The organism is Rhodovibrio salinarum DSM 9154, assembly GCF_000515255.1.
In the GTDB taxonomy this organism is placed as follows: domain Bacteria; phylum Pseudomonadota; class Alphaproteobacteria; order Kiloniellales; family Rhodovibrionaceae; genus Rhodovibrio; species Rhodovibrio salinarum.
On sequence record NZ_KI911559.1, the window covers coordinates 4,002,205 to 4,021,609 of the forward strand.

Consider the following 19,405-nt stretch of genomic DNA (forward strand, 5'->3'; position numbering starts at 1 on the left):
TGAACGCGCTCGCCGTCAGCCTACTGTCACCGTGCCAACTGGGGAATGCATCGAACAGCGCATAGGCCGATTGTGAGGTCGTATCGAGTTTGTAGAAGCTGAACCCGCCTCATACAGCCGGTAAAGCTCATAGCGCTCGTCGATATCAAACTGATCATGCTTCCGTCTCATCGCAACTCCGGACCATACCGGTGTCGCACTTCAAATGAGAATGTAGCGGCGGCGGAACGACCGGGGCATGCCAGCAGGAGGGACCAGTCACCAGGGAAGGTCACCCTGCGCATCGGCAAAGCGCCCCTGCAGGGCGGTTTCGGCAAGTGTGGCATGTGCCGGCGCCGTGGCGGCTTCGGCGGGCAGGCGGTCGCCGGTATGGCCGGTCAGGTCTGTCGCCGTGAGCCCGGGGCAGATGGACTGAACGATGATAGGGCTGTCACGCAGTTCCGCCGCGAGTTGCACCGTCAGCATGTTCAGCGCGGTCTTCGACGCGTTGTAGCCGATCAGTTTCACGTCATAGGCTTCCCAGGACGGATCCCCGTTTAGCTTGAGCGAGCCGAGGCTGCTCGACAAATTGACGATCCGGCCAGCCCCGGAGCGGTGCAGCAGCGGAAGCATCGCCTGCGTAACGGCGAGAGCGCCGAAGAAGTTCGTCTCGAACACTTGCCGCACAGCGTCGAGCGAAGCCTTGCTGGGCGCGCCGTCTCCAGCGGCCCCGATGCCCGCATTGTTCACGAGGATGTCGAGCCGGCCGCGCTCCTCCGCGATGCGGGTCACCGCGCTTTCGATGCTTTGCGCCTCCGTGACATCCAGCGGCAACCAGGAGGCTGCGATGCCCTCCTCGGCGAGAGCGTGGGCGGCGGCCTGACCGCGATCGGGGTTCCGCGCGCCGACCAGCACGATGGCGCCGGTCTGGCCGATCTGCCGTGCGATCTCATATCCGATGCCCTTGTTGGCACCGGTCACGAGGGCGATCTTGGTTTCCTCTTGAGTGCTCATGGTTTTCATCCTGTCGTTGTGAATTCCTGATGGCACCCAATATAAAGTTTGCAAAAATGGATAGAATGCAGCCGTTTTGCACGGACTATGCATCTTTATATGGATAATCTCATGCGATCGGATCTGATCCGGGACTATGAAGCCTTTCTCTGCGTGGCAGAGGCCGGCAGTTTTGTCGGTGGAGCGCGCGCCCTGGGGGTTAGCGCTTCGGCGATGAGCGCGATGATCCGGCGACTGGAGGCGCGCGTCGGCGTGCAGCTGTTGCACCGCACCACGCGCAGCGTGTCGCTGACGAATCAAGGCAGCGCGCTGAAGTCGCGGCTTCAGGGTGCTTTCGACGAGATCGACGCCGCCACCCAGCATCTCCTGGAACATCGGGAGGCGCCTTCGGGCACCGTGCGTATTGTGATATCGCGCGACGCTTACGACGACGTCATCGCGCCCTGCCTGGCAGATTTGCACGCGACCTTCCCGCAGATCCTGCTCGACATCCATCTTGAGGAGGTCTGCGTCGACATCGTGAGCGAACGCTATGATCTGGGGTTCCGGCTGGGCGAATACCTCCATCCCGATACGGTCGCCGTGCCGGTCGGACCAGATTTGCGCCATCTGGCCGTGGCCTCGCCCGGCTATGCCGCAGCGCACGGGCTCCCTTCTCATCCGAGGGAATTGACACATCATTCCTGTCTCAACTGGCGCAAGCAGGTGGATGGCGAACCCTATGCCTGGGAATTCGAGAAGGACGGCACCCCCCTGTCGATTGCCGTGCAGGGACCGATGATCTTCAACGACCGCAGCGCGGCCGTGCGGGCGGCAATGGACGGAATCGGGATTGCCATGTGGCTCGAGCACCGCCTGCGGCCGATGATCGACGACGGCTCGCTTGTGCCAGTCCTGGAGGAGTGGGCCCCCTCCAATCGCGGGGTCTTCGCCTACTACTACCGTAATCGGCACATGAGCCCCGCCACCCGTGCGGTGGTTCAATTCCTGCGGCGGAGGGCTGCGGGCGAGCGATGGGCAAAGCCTGCAAGAACCGCGGCGGAATAGGCCCTGGCCCCTCTGGCGCGGCCAGGTCATCGGTCCGCCACGCGAGCATGATTGCTCGCGGATATTCCTGTGGGACCGCGATGTAGGTTCGGAAGAGAAAACCGCCTTGCGCCGCGAAGGCAGGCTCCCCTTCAAGTATCCTGCCGCCCGGAGCCTTGGCCGAAGCGGATGCGCCACCACCACGCCCGGGTAGACAGGGCGCGGCGTCAATGGACCCACCCCTCGCTTGGTCTCTGCTTAGCCCTGAAGCGGCTCTGTGGTCCTGCTTGGGCATGGTGGCTGCAAGTAGGGCACTACCATCAAACAAGTGCCGGCGCGTGGTCACGGTGGTCGCGTGCCAGAGACAAGCCTCATTAACGAAGCGTCACTGCGCGAAACTCGGATCCGGCAAATCCTTGCTTAGTACTACAGTTGCAGCTATAGAGTGACGGTGATTCCCTCGCCTCAACGACGATCCAAGTTGAGGCGAGGCACGATGAGCGTAGCGGACTGGAGCGGGACGCAGCTCGCCTGGGCCGAAGAGTTGGAGACGGTGAAGGCTCGGCTCGGTCGGCTGTTCAGGCGTAGCGAGTCACGGCAGGCAGCGTTCGCCTACCTTGATGGCCTGCTTGCCGGCGTCGAACGCAAGAATGGGTGGATCCTGGCGGAACATGCTGGTTATGCCGGTCCCTGGAACATACAGGCCGTGCTTGGACGGTCGCGGTGGGATGCGGCGGCCGCCCAGGATCTCGTTCGGGATTACGTGGTCGAGCAGTTGGGCGACCAGGACGGTGTCCTCGTCGTGGACGAGGCCGGTTTCCTGAAAAAGGGCGACAAGTCGGCGGGCGTGGCGCGGCAGTATTCTGGAACCGCGGGTCGCATCGAGAACTGCCAGATCGGCGTGTTCCTGAGCTATGCCAGCCGCTACGGCCGCGCTCTGATCGATCGGCGTCTCTACCTGCCGCAATCTTGGACAGAGGCGCTGGATCGCCGGCGTGAAGCGGGCATTCCGGATGACGTGAGCTTTGCCAGCAAGCCCCAGCTGGCCCGTGAGATGATCGCGGATGCGTTGGACGCCGGGGTGCCTTGCAGCTGGGTTCTCGGCGACGCGGTGTACGGCGCGGACAAGCGCCTGCGCGTGATGCTGGAAGAACGGGAACAGCCCTACGTTCTTGCCGTGCGCAGCAACGAGAAGCTGATGACGCCGCGCGGCACGATCACCGCAGAGGCGATGGCCGACGCCGTGCCGGAAGATGCCTGGGAACGGTTGTCGGCCGGGACTGGCGCCAAAGGGCTGCGCCTCTACGATTGGACGCGCGTTCGCCTGATGCGGTTCCAGCGTTCGCCGTGGGACCACTGGCTCTTGGTTCGCCGCAACCGGTACGATCCGACGGACTTGGCTTACTTCGTGGTGTTTGGCCCGGAGACAGCCACATTGGCCGATCTCGCAGGGGTGGCTGGGCAGCGTTGGACGATCGAGGAATGCTTCCTGCAGGCCAAGAGCGAGGTCGGGCTCGACGACTACGAGGTGCGGAACTGGCACGGCTGGTACCGGCACGTCACCTTGGCGATGCTTGCCCTGGCATACCTCGCGGCGCTGCGGGCCAAGCATCTCGCCATGGCCCACGGCAAAGCGAACATAACGAGTCCTCAGGCAGCCATGGCATGAACATCGTCGCGCTGACCGTGGCGGAAATCAGGCGCCTGGTCGCTGCCATCGTCAGGCAAACGCCGCACTCGCTAACCTTCATCCTCTACTGGAGCTACTGGCGCCGGCGCCATCAGGCGGAGGCGAAACGGGCCCACTACCGGGCACGAGGTGTGCAGCTGCAACTGTAGTACTAGAAAGCGTTCCTCGCGGATCAGGCCGAAGCAGCGGTCCAGGAGATCCCGGAAGACGCGGAATTTCTCGTGCGCCGGTATTTGCCCGCGCATGACCTCGTCGTCCCGGCGTTCGGCGGGCTGTCTGGGCGTTTGCCGGCCGCCGGCGATCGCAACGGGGTCTCCGAATTCGCCGTCGAAGAAGGCCCGCAAAGCGGTCCGTTGCGTCTGCTCGCGCGGGTCGAGCCAGTCGAGCGCGTGGATCAGAGACAGGAAGCCGTCAAGCGGGGCCGTCATCTCTTGGACTTCAGCGAAGACATCGGCTGATCGATGGGCCTCGGCGATCTCCGCGTCCGTCAGCCCTTCGATGATCTGCATCTTCGACGCCGCCCGCAGAGCGCGGTCGATCGGGTCGTGCAGATGCAGAGGCGTGCCGTAGCGTTCAGCCTTGTCGAGGGCTTCCCGGACCCAGCAGCCGAAAAGACTGTTGCCGCACCGCAAATGGTGGTCGAGGAAGCTCAGCGGCGCACCCACCGTAAACGTGTGTAGCCAAAGCGATACCTTCGCCAGTTCCACGGCCATCGGGTTCTTGTCGACGCCGTAAACGCAGCGCTTGAGGATCATGCGACGGATCACGTGTCGGTCGTCGAGCTGGGCCGGATCGATCGTCCAGCCGGCCTCTTCCGCGTGATCCAGGATCGTGTTGCGGATTCGCTCGATGCGGTCCCCCAGCGGCGAGACGTAGTTTTCCACCGTCGCCTCGGCCTCGGCGACCGCGTTGATGAGCTGATCTGCGAGGTAGTCTACGAGGCTCACCAGGAAGTGCCCCGACCCCATCGCAGGGTCGCAAACCTTCAGCTCCAGGATCTTCTCCGCGGGGTCGATCGCTTTGAGCCGACCAAGCCGCCGATCCTCGGCGATATCCTGACCGGCTAATTCCTCAGCCTTGCGGTTGAACGCCGCGCGCCGCTCTTCGACCAAAGGCGCGATGGTCTCCTCGATGATCAACTTCACAAGATCGTCAGGCGTGTAGTAGCTACCGGAACCCCGTCGGGCGAACGGGTTCGGGCGGACGACGATGTCGTCGTCTTCACGGACAACCTCTTGTTCCAGGAGACGCTCGTAGATCGAGCCGAGCTGCTGGACGCTCAGGTCGCGATAGTTGATGTATTTCCGGCCATCGGGTGTTGGCTCGAAAGACAACGCGTCGATGACGTCGGCCAGCGTCTGGTCGTCGATGCGAACGTCCTCGAGCAAGGGCGTTCGATCGGGGTTGAAAAGCCCGCCGTTGTAAGGCGGCAAACCGATCGATGGGTCCCCCGCGTTGATGGCCTGGCAGAGATCCTTGATCGCGGACCAGTAGCGGGTTGCCCGAGTGGAGAAGACGTCGCGGTTATCCTTCCGGCGACCGACATCGAGACGGACGTGCTGGCGTAGCGCGTAGTCGTCGTAGCGGTGATCGTTGACGGGGAGAAGGTCGCGGTCTTCGGCGTAGAAGATAAACAGCAACCGGTACAGAAAGATGAGCGCAGCCTCGCGCGCGTCTTCCAGCTCCGCCGATGGCACCGATGCACTGATCGTTCGCACCAGTGCCGGAAAGACGTCCTGGAAGACGACGTTTGCTAGATTCCCGGCGACGCGCTGCTCGTAATATCGCGCCTCGGCCAGCGCCCGCTGGTGGAAGGTTCGCTCGTCGGTCGACGAGGCCAGGAAAGCCTCACGCCGGAACACGAGCAGGAAGACCCGGAGCCAGTGACGACGCTGGTCGTCGGAGAGCGCGAACAGGCCGTCGCCGTGCCCCGGTAAGCCGAGAACGGCGGCCAGGTCGATCTCAAAGAATTGCTCCGAGACCGAGCGCGCACCCTGGTAGTACAGGCGCCACCGCGTTCCGTTCGTCAGGATGCCCCAGCGCAGGTTTCCCGTCGTGAGATCCTCGATGCGCCGGAGGTAGCGGAGCATCTGCGTTGACGGTGCGGTTTCTTCGCCGCGGCGGCCGGACCGCTGGTCGAGGGGGCGGTTCCACCGCTTCGACTCCACGGCGGCGAGGCCGAACTGATACCGACGTCATTCTTCCGGGAATGCGTTGGCCCGCGCCTTCTCATCCGCGTCTGCGAACAGCACACCGTCCGGTACGTCCTCGCGTCCGCGGGGGCTCAAATTCTGCTGCCTGAGGTACTGGGTCCAGCCGAGCCGTTGCAGGACCGGCCAGATCAGGTCTTCCTCGGTCTGCGCCTCGTTGGGCGATCCAGACGCAGGAAAGGCATCAAAGATCGTCCTCAGACTGGCTTCGAGCGTATCGACGTCCGCATCCGAGATCGTCGCCCAATCCGGGAACTCCGCGATGGACGGGGTGAGAAAGTCGCCGGAGAAAAGGCTGCCGTTGAAGACGAAGTCGGACATGGCGGGCTTTACTGATCGGTGATCCGGAAGGTGCGGCTGAAGCTACATTGCCGCACCCTTGATGCACGCTCGCCGCGTGGTTCACAAGCCACTCTACGCGCATGAACGACGGTTCGTGCGGTGCTCAGGTCGCGCGTCCAGCGTAACGGCGACGCTTGAAAGGCTGTAGCGATGACCGGCAACTCAAGCTTTTACGGGCGTGTCGACGGCCTGAAGACCAAGGTTCCGGATGCCTTTTCGCAAACCGTGCTCGAAGGTGCTCAGCACGCGTTGCAGGACACAAAGAATCCGCTGCGGATCACCTTCTTCGCGACGTCGATGCGGATGCTTTTTGAGCATCTCATGGATACCCTCGCCTCGCATGACGACGTGCAAACATGTGCTTGGTTCCAACCAGCATCTGACACCGCCAAGCCGACGCGGCGACAACGCATCACCTACGCTATCCAGGGCGGACTGACGGACACCTTCGTAACCCAGAAACTCGATGTCGACCCCGAGCCCCTCAAGGGGGCCCTAACGAGGGCCGTCGATGCCCTTAGCAAGCATGTTCACGGCCGGCAAAACACTGTCATCACAGATCCTGCCGAGCAGGACCGGTTCGTTGCCGCCACGCTTCGCGACATGGAAGCATTCCTGGATGCCATACGAGATTGCCGGGAGGCTGTCCTCGATCCGATCGCGGAAGAACTGGACGGGGCAGCCGTCCAGGCACTCTTGTGTGAGACGATCCTGGCAATCGACGAGCTTGCGACGCATCACGCAATCGAAGAAATCTACGTCGCTGAGATCAGAGTAAACGATATCGACGCGCATGCAGTGACTTACCGGGCCACCGGGTCGATTTCCGTTGTGCTGCAATGGGGGTCCAATTCCGACATGAGGCGTGGCGACGGTGCCGAGCTGCCTCAGGATTTTCCCTTTTGGTGCGATATCTCGACGCCGATCGCCGCCCCATGGGACCTCTGGTTTGCGGAGGTGAATTACGGCGTCGATACCCGGCAATGGCACAGTAACAGGTACGACGAATAACCCTGACGTCACCTGTCGGTCTTAGCTATGCCTGTTGGCTAGAAGCGACCCAGCCGAAGCGCTCTCGCTTGACGACATGTTGGTCGGGAAGCCGGGACTCGAACCCGGAACGACAGGCCTTATAAGGACCACGCTCTCACCGCTTGAGCTACTTCCCGCTGGACGAACGCGTTCCGGCACGGTCGCAGTCGACGCGACCGATACCCGGTATTCGTCCAGCGGTTGGCACGCGGTAGAGAACCATGCCCCGGATTCTAGCAAAACGCCGTTCGGGACGTCAAAGTACCTCCACGACCCCGACTTCGACCGGTGGATGATGGGTTTCCTCGCGGCAGGTCTGATACGCTGATCGGACCCATGATGAGAGGTGTCTCATGTTTGAGGAATGGCTGAAATTCTGGCGTTACTGGATGTTCTGGTGGCTGCCGGGCGGCGATGAGCCAGCGGATACCGCAAGAACCCAGGAAAAGACCGATCAACAAACAACGGCAGCCAAAACCGCCGCTGAAACGACCGACGTCGACGTCGCTGCAACACGGCAGCCGGGTCAAGACGCGGAACCGAGACGCCAGACATCGGTGGAAGCGGATGATCTGACAGCGATCAAGGGCATCGGCCCCGCGATCGCGGGCAAACTCAATACGCACGGCGTCAGATCATTCGATGACCTAGCGCGGGCGGACCCGGTGGATCTCGCCGAGAAGATCGCGAGCCGGCCCGTCACGGTCACCCGGGTACGCGAATGGATCGCGGACGCGAAGAAGCGGGCGTCGTGACAGCGTACTGAGTGTAGACGAGACGGAAGAAGGCGCATGGATCACGAGCTATGCAGGTGATCGACGAAGTACGAGAGGACTTCACCCATCTCATAAAGGCAGACCTCGGCTCCACGCCGTCAGCGAACCAGTGTCTGCACGGTCCGCTAGTTAGCTGGCTGCACCTGAAAGCCCGCCAAGTACCGCAACGACCCAGACAAGTGCATACCTCGCCAGAGGTCGAGGCTAAGAAACGCCAGTTTCCAGCGATCACCCAGGTGATTTCGTCCCTTGAACGTGGGGACGATATGACCCCGTATCTGGGAAGTAGCGTTCGTGGTTCAAAAGCCACGGAAAGTACAGCGGATCAGCTCTTCAACGATTGGAAGATAAATCACTTCCACCTTGGAAGGTTTTTCGAGAAACCCGACAAGGTCGACCGGACCCAGCATCTATTGTTTGTGCTCGTTCGCGCGGACCATGCGATCGCCCTAGCAGGCTGCTGAAAAATCCGGGCTGACGCGGCTCCTCCGGCCATGATTCTGTGCTGGCATCACGGTCATGGAGGTAGCGAGTTGCGCGGGGATGACCGCCGTTCCGGAAGCCTGTTCAGCTACGTGGACCTGGAGCAGCGTGTCCCGCCGGATCATCCGCTGCGGGTGATCCGAACGGTCGTCGATGACGCGCTCCAAGAGCTGTCGCCGACCTTTTCCGAGATCTACAGCAAGCGCGGCCGCCCGAGCATTCCACCGGAGCGGCTCTTGCGCGCGCTGCTGCTGCAGATCCTGCACGGTCTGCGCTCTGAGCGGCAGATGATGGAGCGGCTGGAGTTTGACCTGCTGTTCCGCTGGTTCGTCGGGCTCGGGATCGACGATCCGGTCTGGCATTCGACGGTTTACGCCAAGAACCGGGACCGCCTGTTCGAGAGTGACGTTGCCGAGCGCCTGCTTAACGCCGTGCTCGACCATCCCAAGGTCAAGCCGCTGTTGAGCGGGGAGCACTTCTCGGTGGACGGCAGCCTAATCGACGCCTGGGCCTCAATGAAAAGCTTCCACCCGCGCGAGGGTCAGGGTGGCGGCAGCGGCGATGACGACGACCAAAGCTCTGGAGGTTCCAACCGGGACCAGGGCCGGAACCCGTCGCGCAACTTCCGGGGCGAACGGCGGTCCAACCAGACCCACGCATCGACCACGGACCCGGACGCCCGGTTGTTCCGCAAGGGACCGGGCAAGGAGGCGCGGCTCGCCTACATGGGGCACGTGCTCATGGAGAACTGCAATGGCCTGGTCGTCAGCACGCGGACGACCCGGGCTCACGGATCGGCCGAGCGGATGGCGGCCCTGGAGATGGTCGCCGACTTACCGACACGCGCCGGCCAGACGCTGGCCGCCGACAAGGGCTTCGACACGGGCGACTTCGTCATGGAACTGCGGGAGATGGGCATCACCCCGCACGTCGCCCAGAACAGCTACGTCACCGACAAGGCCCGACGACGCTCCGCGATCGATCGACGAACCACCCGCCATCCCGGCTATACGGTCAGCCAGCGCGTGCGCAAACGCATCGAGGAGGTCTTCGGCTGGGCCAAGAGCGCCGGCGGTCTGCATCAGGTCCGCCATCGCGGCCTGAACCGTGTCGGGGCGCAGGTCACGCTCGCTGCGACCGCCTACAACCTGGTGCGCTTGCCCAAGCTGATCGGGGGCGCGGCATGACCGATCCGGTGCATTGCGAGGTGGTCGGCCGCTGGCGGATCACCGGCTCCGACATGTGGAACCGGGACTTCCTGGACCTCGCCAACCCGGCGCACTTCACCCTCGACGATGCCGGCCACGGCGAGATGGAATTCGGGGCCGTGCACCTCGACCTGGACGTCGAGTACGGCCGCCAGATCGTGTTCTTCCGGTTCGCAGGCTTCGACGAGGGTGACGAGGTCTGGGGCGACGGGAACGCAGAGATCACCGACGATGGCACGTTGGAGATCGAAATCCACTTCGTCGACGGCGACGAGCCCACCCTTACCGCCCAACGCGAGATTTCTTCAGCAGCCTGCTAGGAGCGACCGCAACAGAACGTATCTGCAAATAGGCGCAGGGGCCAAAACATGGTGCGAGAGTAGCTGGTTGGTGGACAGATATGTTTCTTGAACTTCCGCCGATCCACGCCCTACATCGGGTGATGATATGCCAACTCAGGCTCTCATCGTCTGAACATTTTATGGTAGCGATACAGCCACCTCTTCCAAATAATAACATGAAGATGAGGGTCTCAAAACGGGATGAATTGGGTGCAGCATTTGTAGGATAGCCACTTGTGTCCTGAAGGCATAGCGGCAACCGGGCGAACGCAAGAAATGATAGTAGCGTGATGAAATTACAGGCTGATCACAATAATGCACCGAATGAACCAAGATCGCCAAAATTGAGCGATCGAATCTACGCAGGCATATTCGAGCGAATAGTTAATGGTGAATTCGTACAAGGAGAACGCCTTCCCTCGGAGACCGCATTGGCCAGCGAATATCGCGTCTCACGGCCAATCGTACGGGAGGCGCTACGTCGGCTGCGAGAAGACGGACTCATCTTTTCGCAAAAGGGGGCTGGTTCCTTCGTCGAGAGGCCTCCGGATGCAGCGATGCTCAGATACGCTCCATTAGAGAGCATTGCTGACATCCAACGTTGCTTTGAGTTCAGAATAGCGCTTGAAGGGGAGGCTGCCAGGCTTGCAGCAGAACGCGCATCCTCCCAGGAACTCGCTGCGATCGAGCGGGCGGTGAATCTTCTGAAAGAGCGCATTACGGCACGTGAGCTTGGCGTAGACGCGGACTTCGCTTTCCACCTCGCGATCAGCAAAGCGACAGGAAATAACTTCTTTTCGGACAGCCTGCTGTCGCTGGAAGGGCAAATCACGTTCGGGCAAAACCTCGCCCGGAACCTTGGCCTGAAGCACCCGAACACGCGCCTACCCGAAGTTCAAGCTGAGCACGAGAAAATCTTCGAGGCCATCAGGCGTCATGAGGGCGACCGTGCTCATGAGGCGATGCGTCAGCACATCTCCAATTCCCGTCGCCGCGTTTTCGAGGGGTAGTGTAGATAACAGATTTTACAAGTCTACGCCGCGCGGCAGGTTGCATCTAGGGCTCACCCGGTTAGTGGGTGGGGGCGCCCTGGGTATTATTTTACATCTTTTACAGGTTGAGCTCGGTATGGTACGGGATAACGCCCCAGCGATGCATTTCACCAGCCGACGGTGCAGGCGTCGCGCCCGGAAATAAAAAGAAAAGCCTGTTCAGTACGATAGTGGGAGGGCCTCATGAAGGCACAATTGCTGATCGCGTCCGTAGCTATCGCGGCGGCCTCCGTGAGTATCAGCGCGGGGAGCGCAAAAGCCGATTTTCCTGAAGGACCGATCACCTACACGATCCCGTTTGACCCAGGCGGTGAGTCCGACGTCACGGCTCGTTTCCAGGAACAGCACCTCGAAGAAATCCTTGGGGTCAACGTCAACATCCGGCATCGCCCTGGCGGTGGCGGCGCTGTGGGCTGGAGTGAGTTTCAGAACAACGCCGAGCCGACCGGCCACGAGATTATCGGAATCAACATTCCGCACATCATCGCTCAGCCGATCCTCCGCGAGGATGCCGGCTACACGACCGATGGGTGGGAGATCGTCACGTTCTTTCACCAGACGCCGAACGCCCTGATCGTTCCGCAGGAGAGCCAATTTGAGTCACTAGAAGAGGTGGTATCGTACGCCGACGAAAACCCGCAGGCCGTGACGCTTGGCGGCAGCGGCACCTTCAGCGCGAACCATCTCGAGACACTTCGTCTGGAGCGCGAGGCCGACATCGATGTCACCTACATCCCGTTCACCGGCACCGGACCGCTGCCGGCAGCACTCCAGGGCGGTCACGTCTCCGGTATCATGAACTACACCATGCTGGGCGTTCAGCTTGAGGATAAGGGCCGGGTTCTGGCCGTCTCTTCGGAAGATCGCGTGTCCGCCCTGCCCGATGCGCCGACTTTCCGAGAGCTTGGTTACGACATCGTTGGCGGCGCCTACCGTGGCGTGGCCGTACCGGAAGACACACCACAGGAGGCCATCGACACGCTGCGCGAGGCGTTTGCCAAGACCAACAAGCGCATCGCCGAGAAGCAGCGGCCGCTCGGTTTCGTGATGACCGATATCACCGGCGATGACGCCGACGAGCTGGTCAATCAGCTGCGCGAAGCCTACGGGCCGATCCTCGAGGCCCAGCAGTCCAACTAGCCTACAACTTGGAGCCGGCCGGGACGCTGCGCTGATACAGCGCCCGGCCGGCGCCCGTAACAGCGTCGCCGCGCGCGCGTAGACGTGCGCCGGCTGCGCTCGCACGAGTTCGTTAGGTCGCCGACGATGGAATCGTCTCTCTACGAAGCCTTCGTGGCCATCCTAGATCCGGTTATGTTGCTGACCTCCCTCGTGGGGGTTACGGCTGGCCTATTCATTGGCGCGTTACCGGGCCTGACGGCCACAATGGCGCTGGCTGTGCTGCTTCCGTTTACGTTTTCTATGCCGCCGCTGCAGGGCCTGATCGCGCTGGGCGCGGTCTATATGGGTTCGATCTATGGCGGCGCGTTCACGGCCATCTTGATCAACACCCCGGGAACGCCGTCATCAATTGCGACGACATTCGACGGCTATCCGATGGCGCGACAGGGGCGCGCCTACGAAGGGATCGCCTCGGCGACGATCGCTTCGGTGGTTGGCGGCCTGGTCGGTGTGACTGCGCTGCTCCTACTGGCGCCCCCGCTGGCCAGGCTCGCCGTGGCTTTCGGGCCTGCCGAGATGTTCTGGGTGGCCCTTCTGGGCCTGACTTTGGTGGCAAGCTTGTCCGCGGGATCCCTGCTGAAAGGGCTAACGGGCGGCTGTATCGGAATCATGCTCGGGACAATCGGCGTGGCGCCGGTCGGGGGCGAAACCCGTTTCACCTTCGGTCTACCAGCCATGCAGGGCGGTGTAGAGCTGATCGTCGCCTTGATCGGGCTTTTCGTGATCCCAGAAATCCTGTCGATGGCTGCAACTGTGCGCGGGGCCGTTCCAGAGGAGGTCGCCAAGCTGCGCCAGAACGTGTCGATCGTGAGCGTGGCCAAGCGAATTTTCACGCGCCCGGTCAACCTCATCCGTTCCTGCATCATCGGCCAGCTTGTGGCCCTTGTTCCAGGTGCGGGCGGCAACGTGACCAGCCTCGTTGCCTATAACGAGGCTCGGCGTTTCTCGGACGATCCGGACAGTTTCGGCAAGGGCAACGTCGACGGCATCGTTGCATCAGAATCCAGCAACAACGTCATGGTTGCCGGTAGCATGGTGCCACTCTTGACGCTCGGCATTCCGGGCGCACCACCCGACGCCATCATTCTCGGCGTTCTACTGCTCCATGGTTTGCGTCCAGGGCTCGATCTCTTCACCGAAACCGGGACGCTCACGAACGGATTCATACTCTCGATGGGGTTGGGCGCGCTGCTACTCCTGCCCGTAGGCCTGCTCGGCGGTCGCCTCATTCAGCGCGCGGTCGTACGCACGCCGGTCTACTTCCTGGTGCCAAGCATCGTCATGGTCACGATCTTGGGCACCTTCGCGCTCCGCAACAGCATGCTGGACGTGCTCATCATGCTGGTGCTTGGGACAGCCGGCTATTTCCTACGGTTGCTGGGCATAACGGCGCCGCCGATCGTTCTGGGACTAATTCTGGGCGGAATCGCTGAACAGGGCTATGTCCAGGCCGTACTTACGGGCGCGGCCTATGAAGTGCCCCAGCTCGCCCTTGTGAAGAACCCACTGTCGATCGTGCTTGCCGTGCTTGTGGTGCTCAGTGCCCTCACGGCCCTGCTTCCGCAATGGCTGGAAAGGCGCGGGGCAACTAAATCCCCTAGCCCGAGGGAATAAGCGGCCATGCGTATCCCAATCAATACCGACCTGGCCACGGCCGTCATCGGCTTCACGTTCGCTGGCGTCTTGTGGTTCGGGACAAGCTTACCCGGACGCTTGAGTCTGATTTTTCCGCAGGCCGTGTTGATCATCATGTGCGTTCTATGCACCGGGCTCGTGATCAAGGGGGTCGCCAAGCCAGCGGAGCGCGAGGTGGTCATCGAAGGCAACCCCAAGCGACTTTTCGCCATGATCGCGGTGCTGCTGATCTGGTGGTTTGGCATTCGCATCCTCGGATTCATCGTCGCGACCAGCATCGTCTTTGTCTCGGTGACGAGCTACCTCGCTTACGCACACGGAAGCCTGACCCGGAAGATGTTCGCAACATCCCTGCCGATCATCGCCGCACTGATTACGATCTTCTACCTGGCATTCACCTACATCCTGAACGTCGACTTGCCGGAAGGCATGTTCATCTAGCCGAAGAGACGGATCGGCTGCAGCAAGAGGGAGGACTTGGATGAGCTATAAGGTCGCGGTGATTCCCGGTGATGGGATCGGCAGCGAAGTTACACAGGAAGCCGTCCGGGCCCTGCAGCAGCTGTCCAGCCGTCCCGGCCTCTCGATCGACTTCGAGGAGTATCCCTACTCCTGCGGCTACTACCTGGAACACGGCGTCATGATGCCGGATGGCGCGCTCGAGGCGCTCGACGAGAGTGATGCGATCCTTCTGGGTGCGGTGGGCTATCCAGGCGTACCCGATCATGTCTCGCTGTGGGGCCTGTTGATCCCCATCCGACGCACCTTCCGGCAGTACGTGAACCTGCGTCCGGTGCGGCTGCTGCGCGGCCTGTCATCTCCCCTCCGCGATCGTGGACCAGAGGATATCGACTTCCTCATTGTCCGGGAGAACAACGAAGGCGAGTACTCAGAGATTGGCGGCCGGTTATACGACGGTACGGACGAGGCGATTGCTATGCAGTCCACGGTCTTCACCCAGAAGGGCGTGGAGCGGGTTCTGCAGTTCGCCTTCGACCAAGCTCGCAGGCGACCGAAGCAGCACGTTACCTCAGCAACTAAGTCAAATGGCATCAAGCATACGATGCCGTTCTGGGACGAGGCCGTCGCTAAATTCGCTGAACACTACCCGGACGTGACAACCGACCAGTATCACATCGACATCCTTGCGGCACACTTTGTAGCGCACCCGGATTGGTTCGACGTGGTGGTGGGCAGCAACCTGTTCGGCGACATCCTCTCTGACCTCGGACCCGCGGTGGCCGGGGGTATCGGCGTTGCCCCCTCGGCTAACCTGAACCCTACTCGTGAGAAGCCGTCGATGTTCGAGCCAGTGCATGGATCGGCGCCCGACATCGCCGGCAAGGGTATCGCCAACCCGATCGCCGCGCTCTGGTCAGCGTCCATGCTGCTGGACCACCTAGGAGAGACAACGCCGGCGGCGGACCTCCTCAATGCGATCGAGGCCGTGAGTGGCGAAGGCAAGGTGGTGACGCCGGACCTTGGCGGTACGGCGACGACGCGCTCCTTAACCAACCGCGTTCTGGCTGAACTCAAGAGCTAGGCTCCGACACCCCCATTCGGAATCTTCCGGAAAGGCTCGACGATGAAACTCACAGACGCGCGCGAGCAGCGTGTCTCGATCGCCTCCGAGATCGAGAACGCCTTCATCAGTTTCGCCTCTATGGACGTCTCCGTCCTGGCGCTTGAAACGGACGTCACGATCGGTGGCCGCAAGGTGATCGGCTACGGCTTCAACTCGAACGGTCGCTACGCGCAGAGTGGACTGCTCCGGGAGCGGTTTCTCCCCCGGCTCATGGAAGCCGATCCGACGAGTCTGTGCGATGAAACCGGACGCAACCTGGACCCGTTCCGGGTCTGGGACACCGTCATGAAAAACGAGAAGCCGGGTGGTCATGGCGAGCGCTCGGTCGCAGTCGGCATTATCGACATGGCCGTCTGGGACATCGTCGCCAAGATCGAAGGCAAACCGTTGGCCGTTCTCTTGGCTGAGCGCTATGGCGATGGAACGCCGGATCCAACGGTCTCGGTTTATGCTGCCGGCGGATATTACTACCCGCAGGAGGATCACCGCAGCCTGCAAGAAGAGATGCGCAACTATCTCGATGCGGGCTACACTGCGACCAAAATGAAGATCGGCGCCGCGCCGTTGGAAGGGGACCTGCGCCGGATCGACGCAGCTCTCGAAGTGGTCGGCAACAATGCCTGCTTGGCTGTTGATGCGAATGGCCGGTTCGATACCGAGACGGCGCTCGCCTACGCTCGTGGCCTCAACCCCTATCAGCTCAAATGGTACGAGGAGGCAGGCGACCCACTCGATTACGAGGTCCAACGACGGGTTTGCGAGACTTACGCCGGCTCGACGGCGACCGGCGAGAACCTGTTCTCGCATCAGGACGTACGCAATCTGCTCCGCTATGGCGGCATGCGTGCCGATCGCGATGTTTTGCAGATGGACCCTGTCCTGTCCTATGGGCTGGTCGAGTATATGCGGATGCTCGAGGAGCTGAAGATCCGGGGTTTCTCGCCGCGCAACTGCGTTCCGCATGGCGGGCACCAATTCGCTCTAAACATCTGCGCGGGCTTGAAGCTCGGGGGTAATGAGTCCTACCCGAAAGTCTTTGCACCCTTTGGTGGCTTCGCGGACTCTACGCCGATTGAACAGGGGCGCGTCGCAATCCCTGACGCTATCGGTATCGGGTTTGAGGACAAGCGAAACCTGATGCAGGTGTTTGATCAATCTCTAGGAAAATAGAACGGACGTTTTAGCACAGTGGCTTATACCAGCGCCCGCTGAGCGGGACTCTCGCAAGGGTCTTTCCGCTGGAAGCGTTTCGTGATTCAATCTATGGCCCGCCCCGGCCTGCAAGACGGAAATTCACTGACAGTCCAGGGCAGTCTGCTGCAATCTATTCGGCCTTTCAGATGGGCGCTTTCGGCCCTGGCCGAGACGGGATCCGCGCGAACTGGTCCTGATAAGATGGGCGGCTTTCAAGCCAGATGAATCATCAGGCTACCGGTTCGCCAGTCGACTGTTGGTCCGTCTTAGTGCTCTCCGTTCGCAGACATCGGTGGGTCTCGTCGGTCTCGTGTTTTGTTCAACCGGACTGCTTGCTCACGCGACAGGCGGAGCGGGTACGAACGCCGGGTTGTAGCGTCGGCCGTGGGCCAGCAACGCCGTACCCATCCGGTGAGGACCGCGGTTTGAGCGCGTGACGGTGGGCCGGCGTCGGTTTGAACTGTCTCTATGCCTAGTGATAGCTACAGTATCGGGCCCCGCCGAATGGAGGTCGTCGACACCGGCCGGCGGCATCGTTGGAGCGACGCGGAGAAGCTCCGGATCGTTGAGGAGAGCTACCGCGGCCACCGCCAAGCATCCGCAACGGCTCGCCGGCACGGGATCTCGGGAGCCCTGCTGCACCGCTGGCGGCGCGATGCCCGCGAAGGCGTGCTGACGGATGGCGAGCAGACACCCTCCTTCATCCAGGCGACCGTGGTCGAGACACCGCAGCAGGACCGCCGAGAAGGCGGCGCCCATCCAATGGGGCAGATGAAGATCGCGCTGACGAACGGCCGGCGGGTCACGGTCGGCCCGGATGTCGATGCCGAGGCGCTGCGGCGCGTGCTGGCCGTGGTGGACGGACGATGATCCCGGTTCCGATGGACGTGAAGGTCTGGCTGGCCGGCGGGGTCACGGACATGCGCCGCGGCATGAACGGCCTGACCCGGCAGCTCCAGGAAGGGCTCGGTCGGGATCCGCACGCCGGGGATCTGTTCTGCTTTCGCGGGCGCACGGGTTCGCTTTTGAAGATCGTCTGGCACGACGGGGTGGGCCTGTCGCTCTACAGCAAGCGCCTCGAGCACGGCCGCTTTATCGTAAGCGCCCTGTACGCCCCATTGGCCCTGGGCGTTGACGCGCGGCCGCTGAACTCCGAGCGCATACGACGCCACCGAGAACTGTGGCCAACAAACATTGCAAATGGACACCTCCGGAAACCGGCTCCCCGGCGCGCCTGATGCGATGATCGCGGCTGCGTAGATTTGCTGGGTGCGCTGCCGGCGGGGGTTTTGGTTCGGCTTCGGTTCAACGGTCAGGCGTCTTGCCAGGATCGGCCGTCATGCGGTCGCACTTCGCCTGTCAAGCCAGCACCATCGCTTCATGTTGTAGACCATGTTGGCGAGTGTGATCGCGGCCTCGGCGCGGGCGAGGCCGATGGTGCGGATCACCAGCCTCATCGGCCCCTTCTGGTGGGCGAACGGATGCTCGATGGCCGCGCGCACCGCTGACTTCCTGGCGTTGGCCTTGGCCATCTGTCGTGGCATGGGCTTGCCCTTCGGCTTGCGCCGATGGATCCGGCTGACTTTGCCGATCCCGGCGAGGTAGCTCTCGTTCTCCACCGACCGGTAGGCGCTGTCTGCCCAGACGTCCGATGCCGTGTTGGTCGTATCGATCAGGCCCTCGCGCAAGCGGGCGCCGTCATGCGCGGCGGCATCCGTGACCTTCTGCCGGCGGATGATGCCGTGCCGGCGGTCCATGGAGATGTGCGACTTATAGCCAAAGGTCGGGATCGCGATGTCGATCCGCGGCGTGCCGTCCTCGGCTGGCTTGGCCTTGGAGACCTTCACCGTCCAGCGCGCATCGACGTCCTTCTGCCGCGCCTTTGCGGGCTTCTCCGGCCAGATCTCGCGAGCGCGCTTGCCCGCCTTGATCGCGGCCTTCTCCCCGTCGGTGTTGCGCTGGCGTGGGGCGGCGACGAGCGTCGCGTCGATGATCTGACCCGACATCGGCAGGTAACCCGCCTCCGTGATCGCTTTGTCCAGGCGCGCGAACAACGCGTCGAGGGCACCGGCGGCAATCAGTAGCTCGCGGAAATCCCAGAGCGTGTTGGCGTCCGGTACAACGTCGCCAGGTCCCAGCCGGCAGAAGCGCATCCAGCTCAGCCGGTCGCGCACCAGGTACTCGGTCTGGTCCAGCGACAGGCCATGAAGCGCCTGGAGCACAAGCATCCGGAACTTCAGCACGATATCGAATGGCGGGCGGCCGCCCTTGCTCACATCGCGCGGCCCAACGGCGGCCTTCAAATCAGGGCGAAAAAGCTCGAAGTCGACGGTCGCACTGAGCTTCTCCAGCGGATCACCACGCGCCGATAGCTGCCGCAAGCGATCCTCGACGTCCCAGAAACCCGGCTGTCCCGCCATTCATTGCCCCTGAACCTTATCCAGCCTCAGGAGCCATGGAATCACGCCCAGCGCTTCCGCGCCAGCGGGTTTCCGGAGGTGTCCACCTTACGGCGCAAGGACTTCCATGGAAGGCGGCCCTGAGCGGCCGCTTACTCCTGAACCTGGAGCAGCCAGCCATGCCGTGCTCAGGCGGCTGGAGAAAACCGACGATCAAATGGTCCGTAGGAGGCGCTTACCTTACGCCGGTGGTGCGC

Annotated in this window: 19 protein-coding genes and 1 tRNA gene; 15 read left to right on the forward strand and 5 right to left on the reverse strand. The window is 62.2% G+C overall.

The genetic code is table 11. The features are described from left to right. Positions 1–258: 258 nt before the first annotated feature. The gene (locus RHOSA_RS0118635) at positions 259–993 is read right to left on the reverse strand and encodes an SDR family NAD(P)-dependent oxidoreductase (RefSeq protein WP_027289854.1); all 735 of its coding nucleotides are present in this window, start codon (positions 991–993) and stop codon (positions 259–261) included. Between the two features lie 111 nt (positions 994–1,104). On the opposite strand from RHOSA_RS0118635, the gene RHOSA_RS23640 reads away from it, so the two are divergent. Both RHOSA_RS23640 and RHOSA_RS0118645 read left to right on the forward strand, forming a co-directional pair. Further along, positions 1,105–2,040 (forward strand): LysR family transcriptional regulator, encoded by a 936-nt coding sequence (locus tag RHOSA_RS23640; RefSeq protein ID WP_037256644.1) that lies wholly within the window; start codon positions 1,105–1,107, stop codon positions 2,038–2,040. A 475-nt stretch (positions 2,041–2,515) separates the two neighbouring features. Then, positions 2,516–3,688 (forward strand): IS701 family transposase, encoded by a 1,173-nt coding sequence (locus tag RHOSA_RS0118645; protein WP_027289855.1) that lies wholly within the window; start codon positions 2,516–2,518, stop codon positions 3,686–3,688. 71 nt (positions 3,689–3,759) lie between these two features. Here the strand turns inward: RHOSA_RS0118645 and RHOSA_RS23645 are convergent, their stop codons facing one another. Both RHOSA_RS23645 and RHOSA_RS25570 read right to left on the reverse strand, forming a co-directional pair. Beyond that, positions 3,760–5,799, reverse strand: a complete 2,040-nt coding sequence (locus RHOSA_RS23645; protein ID WP_200371926.1) for a DNA methyltransferase family protein — start codon at positions 5,797–5,799, stop codon at positions 3,760–3,762. A gap of 105 nt (positions 5,800–5,904) precedes the next feature. After that, positions 5,905–6,240, reverse strand: a complete 336-nt coding sequence (locus tag RHOSA_RS25570) for a hypothetical protein (protein ID WP_051432336.1) — start codon at positions 6,238–6,240, stop codon at positions 5,905–5,907. Between the two features lie 171 nt (positions 6,241–6,411). On the opposite strand from RHOSA_RS25570, the gene RHOSA_RS0118655 reads away from it, so the two are divergent. Then, positions 6,412–7,272, forward strand: a complete 861-nt coding sequence (locus RHOSA_RS0118655) for a pPIWI-associating nuclease domain-containing protein (protein WP_027289856.1) — start codon at positions 6,412–6,414, stop codon at positions 7,270–7,272. An 80-nt stretch (positions 7,273–7,352) separates the two neighbouring features. On the opposite strand, the gene RHOSA_RS0118660 is transcribed toward RHOSA_RS0118655, so the two are convergent. Beyond that, positions 7,353–7,430, reverse strand: a tRNA-Ile gene (locus RHOSA_RS0118660). 216 nt (positions 7,431–7,646) lie between these two features. On the opposite strand from RHOSA_RS0118660, the gene RHOSA_RS24500 reads away from it, so the two are divergent. From RHOSA_RS24500 to tnpB, 12 genes are all read left to right on the forward strand, one after another. Next, on the forward strand, positions 7,647–8,048 hold the full coding sequence (locus RHOSA_RS24500) for a DUF4332 domain-containing protein (protein ID WP_027289857.1): 402 nt from the start codon (positions 7,647–7,649) through the stop codon (positions 8,046–8,048). Between the two features lie 50 nt (positions 8,049–8,098). Beyond that, positions 8,099–8,533 (forward strand): hypothetical protein, encoded by a 435-nt coding sequence (locus RHOSA_RS0118670; RefSeq protein WP_027289858.1) that lies wholly within the window; start codon positions 8,099–8,101, stop codon positions 8,531–8,533. Between the two features lie 69 nt (positions 8,534–8,602). Continuing rightward, positions 8,603–9,739, forward strand: coding sequence for an IS5 family transposase (locus RHOSA_RS0118675; protein ID WP_027289848.1), 1,137 nt, complete (start codon positions 8,603–8,605; stop codon positions 9,737–9,739). Further along, positions 9,736–10,080, forward strand: coding sequence for a hypothetical protein (locus RHOSA_RS0118680; RefSeq protein WP_027289847.1), 345 nt, complete (start codon positions 9,736–9,738; stop codon positions 10,078–10,080). Before RHOSA_RS0118675 ends, RHOSA_RS0118680 begins: the two co-directional genes overlap by 4 nt. Before the next feature lie 311 nt (positions 10,081–10,391). After that, positions 10,392–11,111 (forward strand): FadR/GntR family transcriptional regulator, encoded by a 720-nt coding sequence (locus RHOSA_RS0118685; RefSeq protein WP_027289859.1) that lies wholly within the window; start codon positions 10,392–10,394, stop codon positions 11,109–11,111. A 225-nt stretch (positions 11,112–11,336) separates the two neighbouring features. Then, positions 11,337–12,293 carry a tripartite tricarboxylate transporter substrate binding protein gene (locus tag RHOSA_RS0118690; protein WP_027289860.1) on the forward strand — a complete coding sequence of 319 codons (957 nt, stop codon included), beginning with the start codon at positions 11,337–11,339 and terminating at the stop codon, positions 12,291–12,293. A gap of 126 nt (positions 12,294–12,419) precedes the next feature. Then, a complete protein-coding gene (locus tag RHOSA_RS0118695; RefSeq protein ID WP_027289861.1) occupies positions 12,420–13,949 on the forward strand; it encodes a tripartite tricarboxylate transporter permease in 1,530 nt (509 codons plus the stop codon). A gap of 6 nt (positions 13,950–13,955) precedes the next feature. Beyond that, on the forward strand, positions 13,956–14,411 hold the full coding sequence (locus RHOSA_RS0118700) for a tripartite tricarboxylate transporter TctB family protein (RefSeq protein ID WP_027289862.1): 456 nt from the start codon (positions 13,956–13,958) through the stop codon (positions 14,409–14,411). A gap of 40 nt (positions 14,412–14,451) precedes the next feature. Next, the gene (locus tag RHOSA_RS0118705; RefSeq protein WP_027289863.1) at positions 14,452–15,513 is read left to right on the forward strand and encodes a tartrate dehydrogenase; all 1,062 of its coding nucleotides are present in this window, start codon (positions 14,452–14,454) and stop codon (positions 15,511–15,513) included. Positions 15,514–15,555: 42 nt separating this feature from the next. Further along, on the forward strand, positions 15,556–16,725 hold the full coding sequence (locus RHOSA_RS0118710) for a mandelate racemase/muconate lactonizing enzyme family protein (protein WP_027289864.1): 1,170 nt from the start codon (positions 15,556–15,558) through the stop codon (positions 16,723–16,725). A gap of 528 nt (positions 16,726–17,253) precedes the next feature. Then, positions 17,254–17,619 carry an IS66-like element accessory protein TnpA gene (gene tnpA, locus RHOSA_RS0118715; protein ID WP_200371924.1) on the forward strand — a complete coding sequence of 122 codons (366 nt, stop codon included), beginning with the start codon at positions 17,254–17,256 and terminating at the stop codon, positions 17,617–17,619. 11 nt (positions 17,620–17,630) lie between these two features. After that, positions 17,631–17,987, forward strand: coding sequence for an IS66 family insertion sequence element accessory protein TnpB (tnpB, locus tag RHOSA_RS23655; protein ID WP_200371923.1), 357 nt, complete (start codon positions 17,631–17,633; stop codon positions 17,985–17,987). Positions 17,988–18,086: 99 nt separating this feature from the next. Here the strand turns inward: tnpB and RHOSA_RS0118725 are convergent, their stop codons facing one another. Further along, complete coding sequence (locus RHOSA_RS0118725) at positions 18,087–19,169, reverse strand: IS5 family transposase (RefSeq protein ID WP_027289866.1); 1,083 nt, start codon at positions 19,167–19,169, stop codon at positions 18,087–18,089. Positions 19,170–19,405: the final 236 nt, after the last annotated feature.